Raw genomic sequence first — 17,099 nt, 5'->3', positions numbered from 1 at the left:
CCGACAGATGGAAGTATTGCAGAGATATACAAAAGACTCTCGCAACAGAAAAAGGCGGAGAGTTCAATCCCGATGTGGGCTGATGCAACCATATGGAATGAACTCCATAGGACAACTCCCTACCCCGAACTCTGGAGCTAGCACCAACTCTTTTTGTCCGCTTAGCCTTTTTGGGGTATCAAACGCTTGTTACGGCTGCGCGGACAAAAAGAACCGGTGTCTCAGCGAAGTTTACTGCGCGCTCTTTTTGCCGCCTTCGAAGCAGGCGGGACGCACCGGATACTTTTCCCGCTCGGGCTGCACATCTCTGCCCATTGCGCGAAGCATCGCCTTATCCTGCTGAATCGTAGAGCCGCTCGTGGTCAGCATGTTGCCGGTGATGGTCGCGCTGACGCCGCAGGCAAAGCTGTGCGCGCCGTTGTCGGAGAGCGCCGAACGGCCGCCTGCGAGGCGGATATTCGCCTCGGGGTTGATCATGCGGAAGATGGCAAGCGTGCGCAGAATCTCTTCGTCTTTCAGAATCTCGCGCTCGCCGAGCGGCGTGCCCTTGATCGGCATCAGGACATTGACCGGAATCGACTCGATGCCGAGCTCGGCAAGGGTCAGCGCCATGTCGATGCGATCCTCCCAGGTCTCGCCCATGCCGATAATGCCGCCGGAGCAGACGCAGAGCCCCTCTTCCTTGGCGGCGCGAATGGTCTCGAGCTTCTGGTCAAAGGTGTGGGTCGTGCAAATTTCGGGGAAGAAGCGGCGCGAAGTCTCGATGTTGTCGTGATAGCTCGTGACGCCCGCGAGGTGCAGCTCGTGCAGCTGCTCTCTCGTCAGAAAGCCGTGGGATGCGCAGAGATCAATCTTGCACTCCTCGGCCATGCGGCGGTAAGCGGCGAGCGCGTGCTTGAACTCTTCGCCGGTCAGTGAGCGCCCGGAGGTCACGATCGAGAAGCGGTCCACGCCCTCGCGCTCGTTCGCCTTGCAGGCAGCGACAATCACATCCTCCGGCAGAAACGCATACTCCTCGCAGCCGGTCTTCGAGTGTGCGGACTGCGCGCAGTACTTGCAGTCCTCGCTGCAACGGCCGCTTCTGCCGTTGATAATCGTACATAAATCGACTTTGTCCTCACAATAGGTCTCGCGGAGTTTGTCCGCCGCCTGACAGAGCTCCGTGAGATCCACGGTCAGAAGCTCCTCCAGTTCCCGATCGCCCCGCTTCAGACGGCGCCCGCCAATGATTTCCTCTGCCAATTTCAATGCGTTCATATCGCATGCCTCCCGAATGTATTCAATGGAATCCTTGCCCAGTATAGCCAGTCAGAACGAAATTTGTCAACCGAAAATATGTTCGAGGTTGACAATCCAAGGCCGGACAGGTATGCTAAGCGTTAGTGCAAAACGCACAGGAAGAGGAGAGTAGAGAATGAAACGTTTGGATATTCGCAACATGGCATTGATTGCAGTGATGACAGCGCTGATGTGTATCTTTGGACCCATGTCGATTCCGATCGGTGCAGTACCGTTTTCCCTGACCCCGCTTTTGGTATACCTCGCTGCCTACATTCTCGGCATGCGGAACGGCACCGTTGCCTACCTTGTCTATTTGCTGATCGGCTTTGTCGGCGTTCCGGTCATGTCCGGTTACAGCGGCGGCCCGGCAAAGATTCTGGGACCGACCGGCGGCTATCTGATGGCCTTCATCCTGATGGCGCTGATGACGGGCTTCGTGGTGGAGCGCTTCTATCAGAATGTCCCGCTGCAGGCGGTTGTGATGTTTGTCGCGCTGATTATCTGCTATGCGGCCGGTACCGCATGGTTTGTCGGACAGACCAAGATGGCGCTCTCGAAGGCACTTGCGGTCTGTGTCTATCCGTTTGTCCCGCTCGACTGCATTAAGCTCGGCTTTGCGATTATCATCGGGCGCCCGGTCAGAGAGCGGCTGCGCGGCTTCCTGCAGGCAAGAGCGACGGCAAGCCTCGCCTGACGCGTTTTCAAAATCGAAGAGAAAGAAAAAAGGGCGAAGAACCTTAGTTCTTCGCTCTTTTTCTGACACTGGATTCTTTTTAAAACTTTCGTTATACTAAAAAGAGCTGAAAAGTTGAGCTATTCAGCGCAGAAAAAGGAGGAAATATCATGAAAGGGAATGTGCTGGTCGGGCAGTCGGGCGGTCCCACCGCTGTCATCAATTCGAGTCTTGCGGGTGTCTTCAAGACAGCAAAAGAACGTGGCTATCAGAAGGTCTACGGGATGCGCTTCGGTATTCAGGGCTTTCTGGATGAGCAGTATGTGGATCTCTCGGACTATATCCGGAATGAGCTTGAACTCGAGCTTCTGAAGCGCACGCCGTCGGCTTTCCTCGGCACCTGCCGCTACAAACTGCCGGAGATTCACGAGGACAAAGAAGTCTTTGACAAGGTGTTTGCGCTGCTCGACAAACTGGATATTGAAGTCTTTATCTACATCGGCGGCAACGACTCGATGGACACGATACGGAAGCTCTCGGACTACGCACTCCTCACCGGCGCAAAGCAGCGCTTTGTGGGCTGCCCGAAGACCATCGACAACGATCTCGCGATTACCGACCACACGCCGGGCTTCGGTTCGGCGGCAAAGTACATTGCGGCCTCGACCAAGGAAGTAATTCGCGACGCGCTCGGCTTCTCCTATAAGAAGAAAAATGTGAACATCATCGAGATCATGGGGCGGAATGCCGGCTGGCTCGTCGGTGCGACGGCTCTCGCGCGCCAGGAGGACTGCGACGGCCCGGACCTCATCTACCTCCCCGAAGTGCCCTTTGACATTGAGGCCTTTGTGGAGCGCGTGACGGAGTTGCTCGAGAAGAAGGATGTGATTGTCGCGGCGGTCTCCGAGGGCATACGGACGGCGGACGGCGCCTATGTCTGCGAGCTTGCGGACGGCGCGCACAGCAAGGACGCGTTCGGGCACATTCAGATGACGGGCACGGCCTCCTATCTCGCGGGGCTCGTGCATGAGCGCCTCGGCATCAAGACCCGCGCCGTGGAACTCTCGACCCTGCAGCGCGCGGCGGCACATCTCGCGAGCCGCGTCGATGTGGATGAGGCGTTTGCGGTCGGCGGTGCGACGGTCAAAGCGGCGGATGAGGGCTCGAGCGGCGTGATGGTCGTCATAGACCGCGTCTCGGATGACCCCTACCAGTCGGCCATCGGCGTCTACGATGTGCACCGAATCGCAAACGGTGAGAAACTGGTGCCGCGCAGCTGGATCAACGCGGCCGGAGACTATGTGACCGATGAGTTCGTGAGCTATGTGAAGCCGCTGATTCAGGGTCACTATAATCCGATGATGGTCGCCGGTCTGCCGCGCCACCTCGTGATGAACCAGAAGAATTACAGCGACTATCAGATCTGAGACGGCGGCTATCGCGAAAAGATGCGCTTGACGGAACTCCTGTGCGCTGGTATCATTCTGTTACATAACAAATATAACAGTAAGCGCAGAGGAGGTTGATACATGGCAGTTGTACCGGTTTATAACATTCTGGCAGTGCCCGGCGCGAGTATTCCGCTCTCACTGGAGCGTTTTGATAAAATGATAGGCAGAGTCCCGGTCTCGGGAGAGCGTGTGACTCTGATTTTTATGAAGGAGGACAAGACCAGAGAGGAGCTCACCGCGGACGATTTCTATCCGATCGGCGTGAGCGGCACCGTGGTCGAGGTCGGCGAGCAGGGCGTGCTGGTATTCCGCAGCAATATGCGCGTCAATCTCCGGTCGGTCAACATCTACCCAGATCACAGCATTGATCTCGATGTGGAGCGTAGGCCGGACATTGAGGATCTTGACGAGGCGGTCGCGGCGGAGCGGCTGAAGCAGATGAAGCGGCACATGCTCGAGGCCTACGGCGACAACCCGCAGTTCGGTCCCATGCTCCGCGGCATGATGTCCCGCTGGGCGTCGCTCGGCGACATCGCGGGCATTGTGAACCGCTGGCTCATCAATTCGCCCGAGGAGAAGATGGACATTCTCGCCGAGGACAGCCGCGAGAAGCGGGAGCAAAAGTTAGAGGAACTGCTTCGTGAAAACCTGGAGTTTCACAAGGTGAACAGCGAGGCGAGCAGCGCGCAGGAAGAGGAATATCAGAAGATGTACCGCGAGAACGCGCTGAAAAAGCAGATCGAGTATCTGCAAAAGGAACTCGACAACCTGCACCCCGAAAAGGTCTCGGATCTCCGGAAGTTTGAGCTGAAGATTCAGGACCTCGGGATGAACGAGAGCGCGAAGGCAGAGGCCGAAAAGGTTCTGAAGCGCCTCAAGCAGGAGGGGCAGCAGAGTGCGGAGAGCGGTCTGCTCTACGATTACCTCGACTATGTGACGAATCTTCCGTGGAAGAAGGAGGCGGCCGCGGCGATTGACCTCGCGGCGGCGGAGCAGGTGCTGAACGAAGATCACTTCGGCCTCAAAAAAGTGAAGGACCGCATTCTGCAGCAGATTGCGGTCATGTCACTCAAGGGGCAGCAGTCCGGTTCGATACTGCTCTTTGTCGGTGCGCCCGGCACGGGAAAGACGAGCATAGGCGCCTCGATCGCGCGTGCGCTCGGCAGAAAGTATGTCCGTGTGAGCCTCGGCGGCGTGCGCGACGAGGCGGATATCCGCGGTCACCGGAGAACCTACATCGGCGCGATGGCGGGGCGCATCATGGACGGCATCAAGAAGAGCGGTGTCTCGAACCCGGTCATGGTGCTCGACGAGGTGGATAAGCTCTCGACCGGTTTCCACGGCGATCCCGCGAGCGCGCTGCTCGAAGTGCTGGATCCGGAGCAGAATCACAGCTTCACCGACCACTATTTGAATGTGCCCTACGATCTCGCGGATGTGCTCTTTGTCTGCACGGCGAACAGTCTCGAGACCATTCCGGCGCCGCTCTTAAACCGCATGGAAGTGATTTCGTTTCAGGGCTACTCGCCGCTTGAGAAGAAGGAAATCGCAAAACGTCACCTGCTTCCGAAGGCACTCGACGGCGTGGGACTCACGGCGGAGCAGGTGTTGATTCCGGATGAGATTTTGGACATTCTGATTTCGGATTACACGCGGGAGGCGGGCGTGCGCGGATTAAAGCGCTGTCTCGACAAGCTGTGCCGCGGTGCGGCCGTACGGTATCTCCGCGACAAGCAGCCGCTCACTGTCACGCGGGATAATCTGCGGTCTCTGATGGACACGCACCCGATTCTGCACCGCAAGGTGCGTGAGAATACGACGCCCGGCATTGTGACAGGCCTCGCCTGGACCGCGGTCGGCGGCGAAATTCTCTACATCGAGACTCTGTTCACGAAGGGGAGCGGCAAGATTCATGTAACCGGACAGCTCGGCGATGTCATGAAAGAGTCGGCGGAGCTTGCGGTCAGCAAGGTGAAGGCGCTCTTCCCGGAGAAGGCGCAGCTTTTTGCGGAAAATGATCTCCACATTCATGTTCCGGACGGCGCGACGCCGAAGGACGGCCCGAGCGCGGGTATCACACTGACCACGGCGCTCGCGTCCCTTCTGACCGGCAAGGCGGTTCCCTCGACGGTCGCGATGACGGGCGAGGTGAGTTTGCAGCGCGAGGTGAAGCCGATCGGCGGCCTGCCGGAGAAACTGATGGCGGCCGAGCGGGCGGGCGTAAAGACTGTCTTTATCCCCGCGGACAATGCAGAGGATCTCGAGGATGTCGCGCCCGAAGTGCGGGAGAAACTCGAAATCATTCCGGTCCGCGAGGTGAGCGAAGTGCTGAGGAGGCTCGGGTTGCTCTAGAAAGCTTGAGACGAAAAGCATAAGACGCGTATCGCGAAAGTGAAACAAAGAAAAGCAAAAGCTCTGAATTGCCGGGAAGGTCGGTAATTTAGGATTCCCTTAAAAGGATGACTTTCCCTTAAAATGACGGAGACTATACTATCTTTTTCTGCGGCGAGAGCCGTTTGTATATCTCCGCGTTACTTCAAAAGACCCCGGCGCTGCCTGCGAAAAGCAGGCAGCGCCGGGGTCTTTCTCTTTCTTGAAGCTTTATGGTAGGTAGTGTAACGAAAGGAGCAAATTAATTTTGGCTGAGGTAAGCAGCTGCCTGCTTGCCCGCAATGCGGCCGTAGACCACAAAGTCTGCGACGGCATTGCCGCCGAGGCGGTTCGCACCGTGCACGCCGCCGGTTACTTCACCGGCTGCGAAGAGACCCGGAATCGGATTGCCGTCGGCAGTCAGGACTTCGGCGTTCGGATTAATCCGGAGACCTCCCATCGTGTGGTGGACGCCCGGCGTGACCTTGATTGCGTAGTAGGGCGGCGTGCTGAGCGGTGCCGCAAAGCTTGTGCGCCCGAACTGACTGTCTGTCTTTGCCGCGACCGCCGCGTTCCACTCGTTCATCGTGGTCTCAAAGGCGGTCGGGTCAATCTGCAGAGCAGTGGCGAGCGCTGCATAGCTGTCGCCCTGCGTCGTGTAGCCCTTCTTGATATAGCCCTGAATGACATTGGAAGCGTCAGTCATCGCCTGATCGACAATCAGATAAGCATAGCTGCCGGGCTGCTGAATCTCGGCGGCGGAGACCGCATCGCGCGTGCCGACTTCATCGGTGAAACGCTTGCCGTCGCTGTTCACGAGAATCGCACCGTCGCCGCGGAGTCCCTCGGTGATCAGTGCTGCCGTGTTCATCTCGACGGTCGGGTGAATCTGAATCTGGTCGAGATCCACGGTGTCTGCGCCGACAGCCTCGCCCATCACAATGCCGTCACCCTGTGCACCCTTTGCGTTGGTGGTCATGAAGCCCTTCAGTTCCGGACGGTACTTGGTGACCATCTCGAGGTTTGCGCCGAAGCCGCCGCTCGCAAGAATGACAGCCTTTGCATGTACGGTGACCTTCTCGCCGGTCGGGCCGACTGCCTCGACGCCGACCACCTTGCCGCTCTCGTCGGTGAGGAGCTTCTCGGCTCTGGTCTCGAGGCGGAGATCCGCGCCGATTTTCTTCACATTTTCCTCGAGAATCGGGAGCATGAAGGTGCCAACCGAGATGGTCTTGCCCTCGGCATTGACCGGGCGATGAATGCGCTTCACCGAAGCGCCGCCGAAACTCGAGACGGAGGACAGCGGCGCGCCGATGCTATCAAGCCACTGGATGGCGTCCGCCGAATTCGCGGCAAGTGCTTTGACGAGTTCGGGGTTATTCCGCCCCTTGCCGCCGATCAGCGTGTCGAGCTCAAAGAGCTCCACGGAGTCAAAGTAGCCGTTCGGGGCTGCCTGGTAGGCTGCCCACTGTTCGCGAACTGTCTTTGCGAGTTCGGTGATCGCTGCATTGTCCGCGTACTTTTCTTCGGCGGTCGTAAGCGTCTTCTCGACACCCGCCGCCTCGTCGAAGCTGTTCTTATCCTGCTCGGGGGTCTTTGCCGCATTCATGCCGCCGGTCGAGCGAATCGAATTGCCGCCCGCCATGGCCTGACTCTCGAGAATCACAATCTTCTTGCCGGCATTTGCCGCCTCAATCGCAGCGGTCAGACCGGCACCGCCGCCGCCGACAATCACGATGTCGGTGTCGAGGGTCTGATCCGGCTGCTTTTCGCGGACTTCGTGGACTGCGGTCGAGAAGGGCTTCGGATCAATACCGCCCTGCTCGAGCGCCGCTTTCACGGCGTCGTGGATTGCGTTGCTGGTGAGGGTCGCACCCGAGACGGCATCGAGCTCATAGCTCTGATTTTTGAAGATTTTCTCCGGGAGCTCGCCGATTGCCACGGTACCGATGCCCTCGGTCTCGTGGTGATCTACGACTTTGACAGAGTAAATCCGGTCCGGTGTCGCAATGACTTCGACCTCGACCGGGCCGTTCATGCCCTGCGCCGAGGCGGTCGCGGTGACGGCATCGGCCGGAATGTCCTTTTTCGCGACGCCGCCCTTATGCGCGGTGGTCTGCATGAGGTGCTGCATCAGAAAAATCGGAAGTATGATGCCGATCAGAATGAGGAGATACGGCAAGAAGCTTCGTTTTTGTTTCATGGGTGTCCCTCCCTGTTTTGTTATTTTTTTATCATATCATAGAGAAGGCTGTCTGAATATGTGAAAACGGGAAGAGTTTTGCTAAAATACAGGGAAAAGTGAATGCGGAGCCCGGTGGTCTTCGAGCAGCGCAGAGGGACAGGTGAAGGATGAAAGAACAGAGGGAAAAAACGGAAAAAGAAGAGCAGCAGCCGCGTCTTATGTGGCTCGATGTCTGGCGGGGCATCGCGGTGATCAACATGTGTCTGTACCACGGGCTCTGGGATCTGGTCTACTATTTCGAATTGCCGGGTTTTGACTGGTACAGCGGTCTGCCAGGCTATGTCTGGCAGCAGAGCATCTGCTGGAGCTTTATTTTTCTGTCGGGCTATAGCTACGCGCTCGGGACGAACAAGTTCCGGCGGGGCGCGACGATTTTGTTTGCGGGCGCGCTCGTCGAGGCGGTCGCGGGCACCTTCGGGCAGGAAATCCACTACGGTATTCTGAGCTTTCTGGGGCTCTGGCAGCTACTTCTCGTTTTGCCGGAGGATTGGCTTTCGCGCGAGATGCGTCTCCGCTCCTGGTGTCGGATAGGCCCTCTCGGCGCTGCGCTCTGTCTCGGACTGTTTTTCCTGTGCCGCAATGTGAATCAGGGAAGCCTCGGCTTTGAGAGCCTTAAGCTTATCACGCTGCCGGACGCCCTGTATCGCAGTCGTTTGACGGCCTGCCTCGGCTTTCCGCCGGCCGAGTTCTCGTCGCTCGACTATTTTTCGCTGCTGCCCTGGGGATTTTTGTTTCTCGCGGGCTATTTTCTCTCGCAGTACCGGGCGGAACAGCGGCGCGATGCGGCTGCCGCGGCAAAGTCCTGTACGGCGCGCGGCATGAACGGAGGGTTCGGGGGCATTGCGCCCGCGGAAGAGGGCGGCACACTCGGGGAGATTCTGCTTCGGCGGCTTTTCGGGAAGTCGCTCTTTCGCCGGAGAGGGCGGTTGCTCGCCTGGGTCGGCAGACACGCGTTGCCGATTTACCTCCTGCATCAGCCGATCTGGATGGCAATCTTTGAAATCGCAATCCGCCTGCGGCGCTGAATGCCGCCGCTTTGCTCAGACGAACACAAAGTGTTTTAGCAGGACGAGAACCGTGAGGTGCAGCGGATAGTAGAGATAAAAGAACCACTGCGAGACGCGTGCGGCGCGCGGCTTAACGCCGGCGGGCGCTTGCTGCGCCGTCGCTTCGGCGCGCGGATCCGGGCGCGTGAAAGCGGGTTCCGCCGGGTAGGCGATGAGGAGTGCGAGAAGCGGTCCCGCGTTCACGGAGAACAGGCGGAAACAGAATAACGGGAGCGGCTCCTGTAAGGCGAATCCGGTCATGACAGCGTCAATCGAGAGACCGAGCATCGCAAAGAGAAAGCCGTAGCGCTTCTTTTCGCGGACACCGCGCGCGGCGAGAAAGAGGAGCACCATGGCAGGTGCAAACGCGGACCAATCCGAGAAGAAGGTGCATACAAAAAAGAGAAGGGCAAGGAGCGGCGTCCGGTACGGGTTTCCCTTCATTTCCTCGGCGACTGTCAGAAGCAGCAGACAAAAGGTGAGCGAAAAGAGCATGTTCAGCTGAAACGGAATGCGAAACGCGAGCCAGAACGGAAGTTGCGAGAGGAGAGCCGTGACGGCGAGGCGCTTCAAATATCCGAGCCGCGAACGGGTGTAGAAGTAGCCGTCCGTGAGGTACATACACATGACGGGCGCGGTAAAGTAGCCGAGTCCCGTCAGTAACATGGCGAGCGGGCTGCTGCCCGGCAAAAACATGTGCGCAAAGTGGTTAAGGGTCATACAAAGCAGGGCGAGAAGCTTGATGCGGGCGCGAGGACTTGCAAACATAGGGGACCTCCGGGAAAATCGCAGACATTGTGTATTCGAGCGGTGTTTCAGATAGGCTTCGTTGGTATCAGTATAATATATGCGAAGCGACCTATCCACCCGCCGTGTGTCGGCAGTATGCTTTTCCGGCTCTTTGCCCTGTCGCGTGCGGCATGGTATACTGAATTTATCCAAATTAAGACAAGTCGCGGTCAGCGCGCGGAAACGAGGGACGAATCATGAATGCAATGGTCATTTACTGTAGCAAAACGGGCAGCACGGAGAAGATCGCAAAGCGGATTGCGAAGGATTTTGAAAGTCCGCTGCTCAAAGTCGAGGCGGATGTGCTCTACGGCGGCTTTTTCTCCGCCTGCGCGCGCGTGGTCGCAGACCGCCTGCAGAAAAATCTGCCGAAGTCCGTCACCGAGACGCCGGATGTCTCGGACTGCGATACCTTATTCCTCGGCTTCCCGATCTGGTGGGACGATATGCCGGACTACTATAAAGAGTTTCTCGGGAGACTCGAGGCGGACGGCAAGTGCCTGATTCCGTTTGCAACTTCGGGACGCTCGGACATGAGCCGCGCGCTCGAAAGCCTCCGGGCGCTCTTTCCGAATGCCGAGATCCGGAATCCCTTCCACTTCGGCATCATGCAGCGCGACGACTATGCGCTCTGGAAGCAGGAGCTCGCGGAGGATGCGGCGATCGAGGACGCAATCCGTTGAGACTGGTCTTTTTGAGCATCGCGCCGGAATTTTTTGAGAGCTATCTTGCCTCGCATGCGGTGCAGCTCGCGAGGCGGCAGGGGCATTCCATCGAGGTCGCGGATCTCCGCGACTTTGCGGACGGGAGTTTTCGGCAGGTCAGCGACTCGCCGTTCGGCGGCGGCAGAGGCGTGGTTCTCCGCGCGCTGCCCATCTTTCGCGCGGTCGAAGCGCTGACCGGGCGGCGCCTGCAGGAGAAACCGGGACAGCAAGGCGGCGCGGACGGCAGTCTGGTTGCGGCACTCACGCCGACCGGGTTTCCGTTTGTCCAGCGGACCGCACACCGCTATGCGGCCTGCGACACGCTCGTGCTGCTCTGCGGGCGCTATGAAGGCATCGATGAGAGGGCGCTCGAGGCGGTGGATGAGCGCATCTCGATCGGCGACTATATTGTGACGGGCGGTGAAATTCCGGCGATGGCGGTCGCCGACGCCGCGCTCCGGCTCCTGCCGGGCGTGCTGAAAGCGGGCAGCGCGGAGGAGGAGTCCTTTGAGACCGGACTGCTCGAGTATCCGCAGTATACCCAGCCCGCCGAACTCTTCGGGCAGCGCGTGCCGGAGGTTCTCTATAGCGGCGACCACGCCAAAGTGGCAGAATGGCGGCAGTCGGCGGCAGTTCGCGCAACCGCGCGTTTTCGCCCGGATTTGCTGGAAACGATTGACCTTACCTCGCAAAAGAGATAAAATCAGCAGATATGACGACAGAGGATACTTCGCTTTTCTTCGCCCCGTGAGCGAGTGCTCACGGGGCGTTTTCGGCGGTATGCTCGCAGTACAACAGGGGAGGTTTTCAGATGAAGAAGAACAGACTGGCGGCGGCAGCGCTCCTTGGCTTTATGACCTTGGCGCTCGCGGCCTGCGGCGCAAAGAGCGACGGTGCGAAGGCAGACAGCAAGGCAGAGAACAGCAGCGCAAAGGTCTATAAGGTCGGCATTCTCCAGTTTATGGATCACCCGTCCTTGAACCAGATTGCGCAGAATGTGGAGAAGGAGCTTGACGCGCTCTCGAACGACGAGGTTCGCTACGAGTATAAGCCCTACACGCTGAACGGCCAGGGAGATTCCGCGACCTTAAACCAGATGGCGGCAAAGCTCCTTGACGATAAGGTGGATGTGATCATTCCGCTCGCAACCCCGGCGGCACAGATTGTGCAGTCCACGGTCGAAGGCCATTCCGAGACGCCGATTGTGTTCTCGGCGGTCTCCGATCCGGTTGGCGCAAAGCTTGTGAAGGATTTGAATGCGCCCGGCGGCAATATCACCGGCACCTCGGACAGCCTGAACACGGACGCGATTATGGAGCTGATTCTCGCGACCAAGCCGGACACCAAGTATGTGGGTCTTTTGTATTCCAAGAGCCAGGACAGCTCCGAGAAGCCGATTGCGGACGCCAAGGCCTTCCTCGATGCGCACGGCATCCGCTACATCGAGAAGACCGGCACGACGAACGATGAGATCAATGCGGCGGTCGACGCGCTGATTGCCGAGAAGGTTGATGCGATTTTCACGCCGACCGACAACACGGTGCAGAACGCGGAGCTCTCGTTCTATGAGAAGCTGATTACGGCGAAGATTCCGCACTTCGGCGGTGCGGATTCGTTCGCGTTAAACGGTGCATTTGTGGGATACGGCGTCGACTACGCGCAGCTCGGCAAGGAGACCGCCGATCTCACGGCGGAAGTGCTGAAGGCGGGCAATGCAGGCAGCGTCCCGGTCAAGACCTTTGACAACGGCATCGCGACCGTCAACACCGACACGGCGAAGGCACTCGGCTATGATCTTGAGACCCTGAAGAAGGACTTTGCGCCGCACAGCACGGCGGTCAATGAAATCACGACGAAAAAAGAGTTCGACAAGAAGTAAGGAGGCGCTGTGGAAAGTTTTTTGACGCCGGTTATGCTGCGGACAGCGCTGGAGGTCGGCCTGATTTATGCGATTGTCGCGCTGTCACTCTTTATCAGTTTCAGTATCCTGAATATCTGTGATCTCTCGACGGACGGCTGCTTTACGCTTGGCTGCGCGGTCAGTGCGGTTGTGACGATGTCAGGGCATCCGCTGCTTGCAATCCCGGCGGCGATGCTGGCCGGTGTGCTCTCGGGGGCGGTGACCGCCTTGCTGCAGACCAAGCTCGGCGTGCCGAGTATTCTGGCGGGCATCATTGTGAATACGGGACTCTATACCGTAAACCTCGGCGTCATGGGCTTTTCCTCGAATGTCTCGATTTTCGGGACGGACACCCTCTTTTCGCTCTGGGGCAAACTGTTTGACGGGACGGTGCTCGGCGACTGGTCGAGAAGTATTTTGCTTCTGATTCTGGTCGCCCTGATCTGCGCGGCTCTCAACTGGTTTCTGAAGACCCGGATCGGCCTCTCGATCCGGGCGACCGGCGACAGCATGGAAATGGTACGGGCTTCGTCAATCGATCCCTCGTTTATGATAGTCGTGGGACTCTGCTGCTCGAACGCGCTGACCGGTCTTGCGGGCTCGCTCTTCGCGAACTATAACAAGTCGGCGGACATTAACCTCGGAACGGGCATGGTCACGATAGCGCTTGCCGCGCTGATCATCGGCGAGACGCTGTTCGGCAAGCGGCGCATGCCGGTCCGAATTGTCGGCGTCGTGATCGGCTCCTGCCTGTACCGCTTCATGATTTCGATTGCGCTCCGCTTAAACGCGCCGACAGAGGCCTTTAAGCTGGTCTCGGCCCTGATTGTCGCGATTGCGATTGCGGCGCCGGAGGCACAGCGCGCCCTTGCCCTGCACCGCCGGAAAAAGGCGGCCATGCGGCGGCGGCGGGAGAGAGGAGGCAAGGCATGCTGAGAGTTTCGAATTTAAAGAAGACCTTCAACGAAGGCACGGTCAACGAGAAGATCGCGCTGAACGACCTCTCGCTCACGCTGCCGGACGGCGATTTCGCGGCGATTGTCGGCTCGAACGGCGCCGGCAAGTCCACCTTTTTCAACGCGATTGCCGGCAGCTTTTTTGTGGATGACGGCGAGATTTTTCTCGACGATCTGGACATCACCTTTCTGCCGGAACACAAGCGGAGCCGCATCATCGGGCGCCTGTTTCAGGACCCGCTGCTCGGTACCGCGCCGCACATGACCATTGAGGAGAATCTGACGATTGCCTACCTCCGCGCCTCGGGGCACACGAGTGCGTTCAGCCGCAGCGCGGCGAAGGACAGAATTTTCTTTCGGGAGCAGCTCAGCGAGCTTCATATGGGCCTCGAAGACAGAATGGAGCAGCCGGTCGGCCTTTTGTCCGGCGGGCAGCGTCAGGCACTGACGCTTTTGATGGCGACCGTGGTCACACCGAAGCTGTTACTGCTCGATGAGCACACTGCGGCGCTGGATCCGAAGACGGCCGAGAAGGTGCTTGACCTGACGGCAAAAATTGTCCGGGAGCGGCACATCAGCTGCCTCATGGTTACACACAACATGCATCAGGCCCTCGAGCTCGGCAACCGTACGCTCATGATGGACGGCGGGCGCATTGTTTTCGATGTGTCCGGAGAGACGAGAGCCGCGATGACGGTGCAGGATCTGCTGGATCGCTTCAAGCAGGGCGCGGGCAGTGAACTCGACAACGACAGAATTCTGCTCTCCGAGTGAAGCAACAGGGCCGGACGCCTGTCATACCGGTTTCAAACGAAAAGAAGAACCGCACGGGATCACAAAACCCTGTGCGGTTTTTTTTGCGTGATAGGGTAAAAGGAGGCTAAGCGGACAAAAAGAGGTGGTGCTGGCTACAGACGATTGCATCACCCCACTTAGGGATTGAATTCTCCACCTTTTTCTGTGGCTTGTAGCTGTTTTGCCGCATGATCAAACATACTATTTCAAGGAAGATGTAAGCAGAGAGAACCCTTGTATATCAAGGGTTTGAAGCACTTTTTACCAACTCTTTTTGTCCTATAACTCGTGTCGGGACGGGACATTGAGATGCTTTGGAACCGGATTTCAGTTCCGTCCGGCGCGGCCTGTATTTTTTCTGAGGCGCACTTTTACATAGAATTTTGCCGAGCAGGAAATCAGGACGGTTTTCAGGAGATAGATGGTGTCATCCTGTGCGATGACCTCGGCGTAGTCTCTCTTTTCCCGCGTGCAAATCAGAATCTGTTCAAAGAGCGCGCAAAAGCGGTCATAGGCCTTCGGGAGCTCCGCACTGTCCAGAGCAAAGGAGATGAGTGCGGCAATCTCTGAGATGCTGTAGACCTGCTTCAGAATGCAGAGCACGATCGCGGTTGCGACCTGCTCTCTCGAGTACTGTTTTTTGACCGGAGCCGTCAGAATGCGGAGTTTCACATAGTTATTCAGCATCGACGCCGTGAAGGGCTGTGTGTCCTTTTTTTGGTGGCTGTCCGCGGGCAACAGGGGAGACAACACTTCGTTGACGAGCGTCACAACTTGATCGGAATAGAGGCCGAGCTGCGGCAATTCGCGAAAGCGAGGCAGTAAGTATTCGGTTTCCATGGCTCAGCGAGAGTGAATGATGCGGCGGGCCGCAAAGTGCGAGACCCGGTTCCGGAGAAAATGAACGCCCAGCAGGACTTCGTAGAGCGCGACTGCTTTGTCCGCGAGCAACAGTTGAAAGGCGAGTTTGGAGCTCGGCAGATGTACGCTCAGCGGAAACATATGCGCGCGAATGGCCCGCGCTTCTTTGCGGGTCAGGCCGAATTCCCGCATGGCATTGGCCGCGGCTTCTTCGGGATGATAGAAGCAGTAGAGCCCCGGGTGGTCGTTTTTCCGGGTGTAGTCGACAAAGCAGAGGTCGTGGAGCAATCCCACCTTGACGGCACTGTTCGGGTCGGCGCCGCTGCGCGCGGCAAGCCAGGCCATGCAGACCGCGACGCGGACCGAGTGGTCATAGGTATTTGTGTAAATGTGACGCGGATAATGTAAGAGAGAGCGGAAACTCCTGCTCTCCAGAATGGCAGCGGCTTCGGGGGCCGTCTGCTCCAAATAGTCAAAATATTTTCGATTCATAGAACGAGACCTTCTTTCTTGCGCGGCGAAAACACTGCGTACCTCGCCGACGTCCCCAAGTATAGCGGAAAGCGGGCGCCGAGACAATCCTCCCGGGGAGGACTCTCGGATTTAATTCAGAGAAGTCGGAGAAAATGTGAGGCGCATTGCCTTGAAAACAGGTATACTGGAAAGTGGAAATAAGCGTTTTTTTTCGTTTTTCCGGTGGGAGGTGTGTATGCCGAAAGTTTCGATTATCATTCCCGTCTACAACGCCGAAAAGGTTCTCGCGCGCTGCCTGGATAGCGTGCTCGCGCAGACTTTTACGGATTTTGAGGTGCTCGTCATGGACGACGGCTCTAAAGACGGCACGCCGGCGCTCTGTGATGCCTATGCGGCGAAAGATGCCCGCATTCGCGTGGTTCACAAGGAAAACAGCGGAGTCTCGGACACGAGAAATCAGGCGCTCTCGCTCGCAGCCGGAGACTATCTCCAGTTTCTCGACGCCGACGACTGGATCACGCCGGAGGCGACAGCTCTCTTTTTTCACGCTGCCGAGACAAACCGGGCGGATCTCGTGATTTCCGACTTTTATCGCGTCGTAGACGGGTGGACCGCCAGAAAGGGCTCGATTGACGAAGAAGGCCTGCTCACGCGGGAGGAATTTGCGGCCTGCATGGCAAAGAGTCCGGCCGATTACTATTACGGCGTCATCTGGAACAAGTTTTTCCGCCGCGACATCGTGGAGCACTATCATCTCCGCATGGACGAGAAGCTGCGCTGGTGCGAGGACTTTATCTTCAATATGGAGTACATTCTGCATGCCGAGCGCATTTTTGTGCTCCGCGCGCCGACCTACTACTATGTGAAGACAGAAGGCTCGCTCGTGCAACAGGGCCTGAATATCCCGAACATCGTCCGGATGAAGATGAATGTGCTGAACTACTACCGGGACTTTTACAAAAAAGTCTTTTCGGAGGAGGAGTATGCAAGCCACCGGCCGGAAATTTACGGCTTTCTGCTCGACTACTCGCATGACGATGGCGTGATTCCGTTTTTACCGGGTTCGAAGCGACTCGGCGAGGAAAAGGCCTTTGCGGCGCATGCGCCGCTTAGCGCCAATGTCTGGACGGAACACTATTATGTCGAGCGCCTGTTCCGGCGCTACGCGGAAACGATAGGTGCGCGCTTTGACCTCGAGCCGCGGGAAATCGCGGCGGTTATGTTCCTTGCAAACTTTGAGAAGATTGAGAGTATGCGCGAGTTTGCGGAGTACCTGAACGCTACGCAGATTGGCGCGAATGCACTGCTCGAGTATCTCGCATTGAAGGGCTATGTGCGGACGGAACTCGGCCAGCCGGAGAGCGCCGTGCTCGCGGAGAAGGCGGAGGAACTGAAAAAGGCCGTACTGCAGGCGGAGGAAGAGGCGGAGAAGACCATCTATCAGGGGTTCTCCGAAGAAGCAATGCAACAGCAGCGCGAAAACCGCCTGCGCAGGATGGAAAATATGCGCGCCCAGCTGGAGCGCTGAACCAACGACAGTCACGAAGGAGGACA

General features: G+C 57.9%; 15 protein-coding genes. 10 read left to right on the top strand and 5 right to left on the bottom strand.

Going from position 1 to position 17,099, the window contains the following annotated elements:
* Positions 1-231 precede the first annotated feature (231 nt).
* A complete protein-coding gene (gene bioB / locus ACO4XG_RS05175) occupies positions 232-1,257 on the bottom strand; it encodes a biotin synthase BioB (protein ID WP_308508319.1) in 1,026 nt (341 codons plus the stop codon).
* Between the two features lie 157 nt (positions 1,258-1,414).
* Here bioB and ACO4XG_RS05170 point away from each other — a divergent pair, with 157 nt between their 5' ends.
* The 3 genes from ACO4XG_RS05170 (at position 1,415) to lon (ending at position 5,757) form a co-directional block, all read left to right on the top strand.
* On the top strand, positions 1,415-1,975 hold the full coding sequence (locus ACO4XG_RS05170) for a biotin transporter BioY (RefSeq protein WP_308508320.1): 561 nt from the start codon (positions 1,415-1,417) through the stop codon (positions 1,973-1,975).
* Positions 1,976-2,124: 149 nt separating this feature from the next.
* Complete coding sequence (locus ACO4XG_RS05165) at positions 2,125-3,381, top strand: 6-phosphofructokinase (RefSeq protein WP_308508321.1); 1,257 nt, start codon at positions 2,125-2,127, stop codon at positions 3,379-3,381.
* 102 nt (positions 3,382-3,483) lie between these two features.
* On the top strand, positions 3,484-5,757 hold the full coding sequence (lon, locus tag ACO4XG_RS05160; protein WP_308508322.1) for an endopeptidase La: 2,274 nt from the start codon (positions 3,484-3,486) through the stop codon (positions 5,755-5,757).
* 280 nt (positions 5,758-6,037) lie between these two features.
* Here lon and ACO4XG_RS05155 read toward each other — a convergent pair whose 3' ends face one another.
* On the bottom strand, positions 6,038-7,978 hold the full coding sequence (locus tag ACO4XG_RS05155) for a flavocytochrome c (protein ID WP_308508323.1): 1,941 nt from the start codon (positions 7,976-7,978) through the stop codon (positions 6,038-6,040).
* A gap of 149 nt (positions 7,979-8,127) precedes the next feature.
* Here ACO4XG_RS05155 and ACO4XG_RS05150 point away from each other — a divergent pair, with 149 nt between their 5' ends.
* On the top strand, positions 8,128-9,045 hold the full coding sequence (locus ACO4XG_RS05150) for a heparan-alpha-glucosaminide N-acetyltransferase domain-containing protein (RefSeq protein WP_308508324.1): 918 nt from the start codon (positions 8,128-8,130) through the stop codon (positions 9,043-9,045).
* A 15-nt stretch (positions 9,046-9,060) separates the two neighbouring features.
* Here ACO4XG_RS05150 and ACO4XG_RS05145 read toward each other — a convergent pair whose 3' ends face one another.
* A complete protein-coding gene (locus tag ACO4XG_RS05145; RefSeq protein ID WP_308508325.1) occupies positions 9,061-9,834 on the bottom strand; it encodes a TraX family protein in 774 nt (257 codons plus the stop codon).
* Positions 9,835-10,052: 218 nt separating this feature from the next.
* On the opposite strand from ACO4XG_RS05145, the gene ACO4XG_RS05140 reads away from it, so the two are divergent.
* From ACO4XG_RS05140 to ACO4XG_RS05120, 5 genes are all read left to right on the top strand, one after another.
* Positions 10,053-10,538 carry a flavodoxin family protein gene (locus tag ACO4XG_RS05140; RefSeq protein WP_308508326.1) on the top strand — a complete coding sequence of 162 codons (486 nt, stop codon included), beginning with the start codon at positions 10,053-10,055 and terminating at the stop codon, positions 10,536-10,538.
* The gene (trmD, locus tag ACO4XG_RS05135) at positions 10,535-11,260 is read left to right on the top strand and encodes a tRNA (guanosine(37)-N1)-methyltransferase TrmD (protein ID WP_308508327.1); all 726 of its coding nucleotides are present in this window, start codon (positions 10,535-10,537) and stop codon (positions 11,258-11,260) included. The genes ACO4XG_RS05140 and trmD overlap by 4 nt, the downstream gene beginning before the upstream one ends.
* 110 nt (positions 11,261-11,370) lie before the next feature.
* Positions 11,371-12,438 (top strand): ABC transporter substrate-binding protein, encoded by a 1,068-nt coding sequence (locus ACO4XG_RS05130; protein ID WP_308508328.1) that lies wholly within the window; start codon positions 11,371-11,373, stop codon positions 12,436-12,438.
* 9 nt (positions 12,439-12,447) lie between these two features.
* Entirely contained in the window at positions 12,448-13,395 is a 948-nt protein-coding gene (locus ACO4XG_RS05125; RefSeq protein WP_308508329.1) for an ABC transporter permease, read from the top strand.
* Positions 13,389-14,189 (top strand): ABC transporter ATP-binding protein, encoded by an 801-nt coding sequence (locus tag ACO4XG_RS05120; protein ID WP_308508330.1) that lies wholly within the window; start codon positions 13,389-13,391, stop codon positions 14,187-14,189. The genes ACO4XG_RS05125 and ACO4XG_RS05120 overlap by 7 nt, the downstream gene beginning before the upstream one ends.
* Before the next feature lie 348 nt (positions 14,190-14,537).
* Here the strand turns inward: ACO4XG_RS05120 and ACO4XG_RS05115 are convergent, their stop codons facing one another.
* Together ACO4XG_RS05115 and ACO4XG_RS05110 are read right to left on the bottom strand one after the other, a co-directional pair.
* Positions 14,538-15,050, bottom strand: a complete 513-nt coding sequence (locus tag ACO4XG_RS05115) for a DUF1836 domain-containing protein (RefSeq protein WP_308508331.1) — start codon at positions 15,048-15,050, stop codon at positions 14,538-14,540.
* A 3-nt stretch (positions 15,051-15,053) separates the two neighbouring features.
* Entirely contained in the window at positions 15,054-15,563 is a 510-nt protein-coding gene (locus ACO4XG_RS05110) for an HD domain-containing protein (RefSeq protein ID WP_308508332.1), read from the bottom strand.
* Between the two features lie 217 nt (positions 15,564-15,780).
* On the opposite strand from ACO4XG_RS05110, the gene ACO4XG_RS05105 reads away from it, so the two are divergent.
* On the top strand, positions 15,781-17,073 hold the full coding sequence (locus ACO4XG_RS05105; protein WP_308508333.1) for a glycosyltransferase family 2 protein: 1,293 nt from the start codon (positions 15,781-15,783) through the stop codon (positions 17,071-17,073).
* The last annotated feature ends 26 nt before the right edge of the window (positions 17,074-17,099 follow it).

It is taken from the genome of Stomatobaculum sp. (assembly GCF_057248925.1).
Note: the sequence above shows the minus strand (reverse complement) of the source record. Positions and strands in the feature narration are given on the sequence as shown.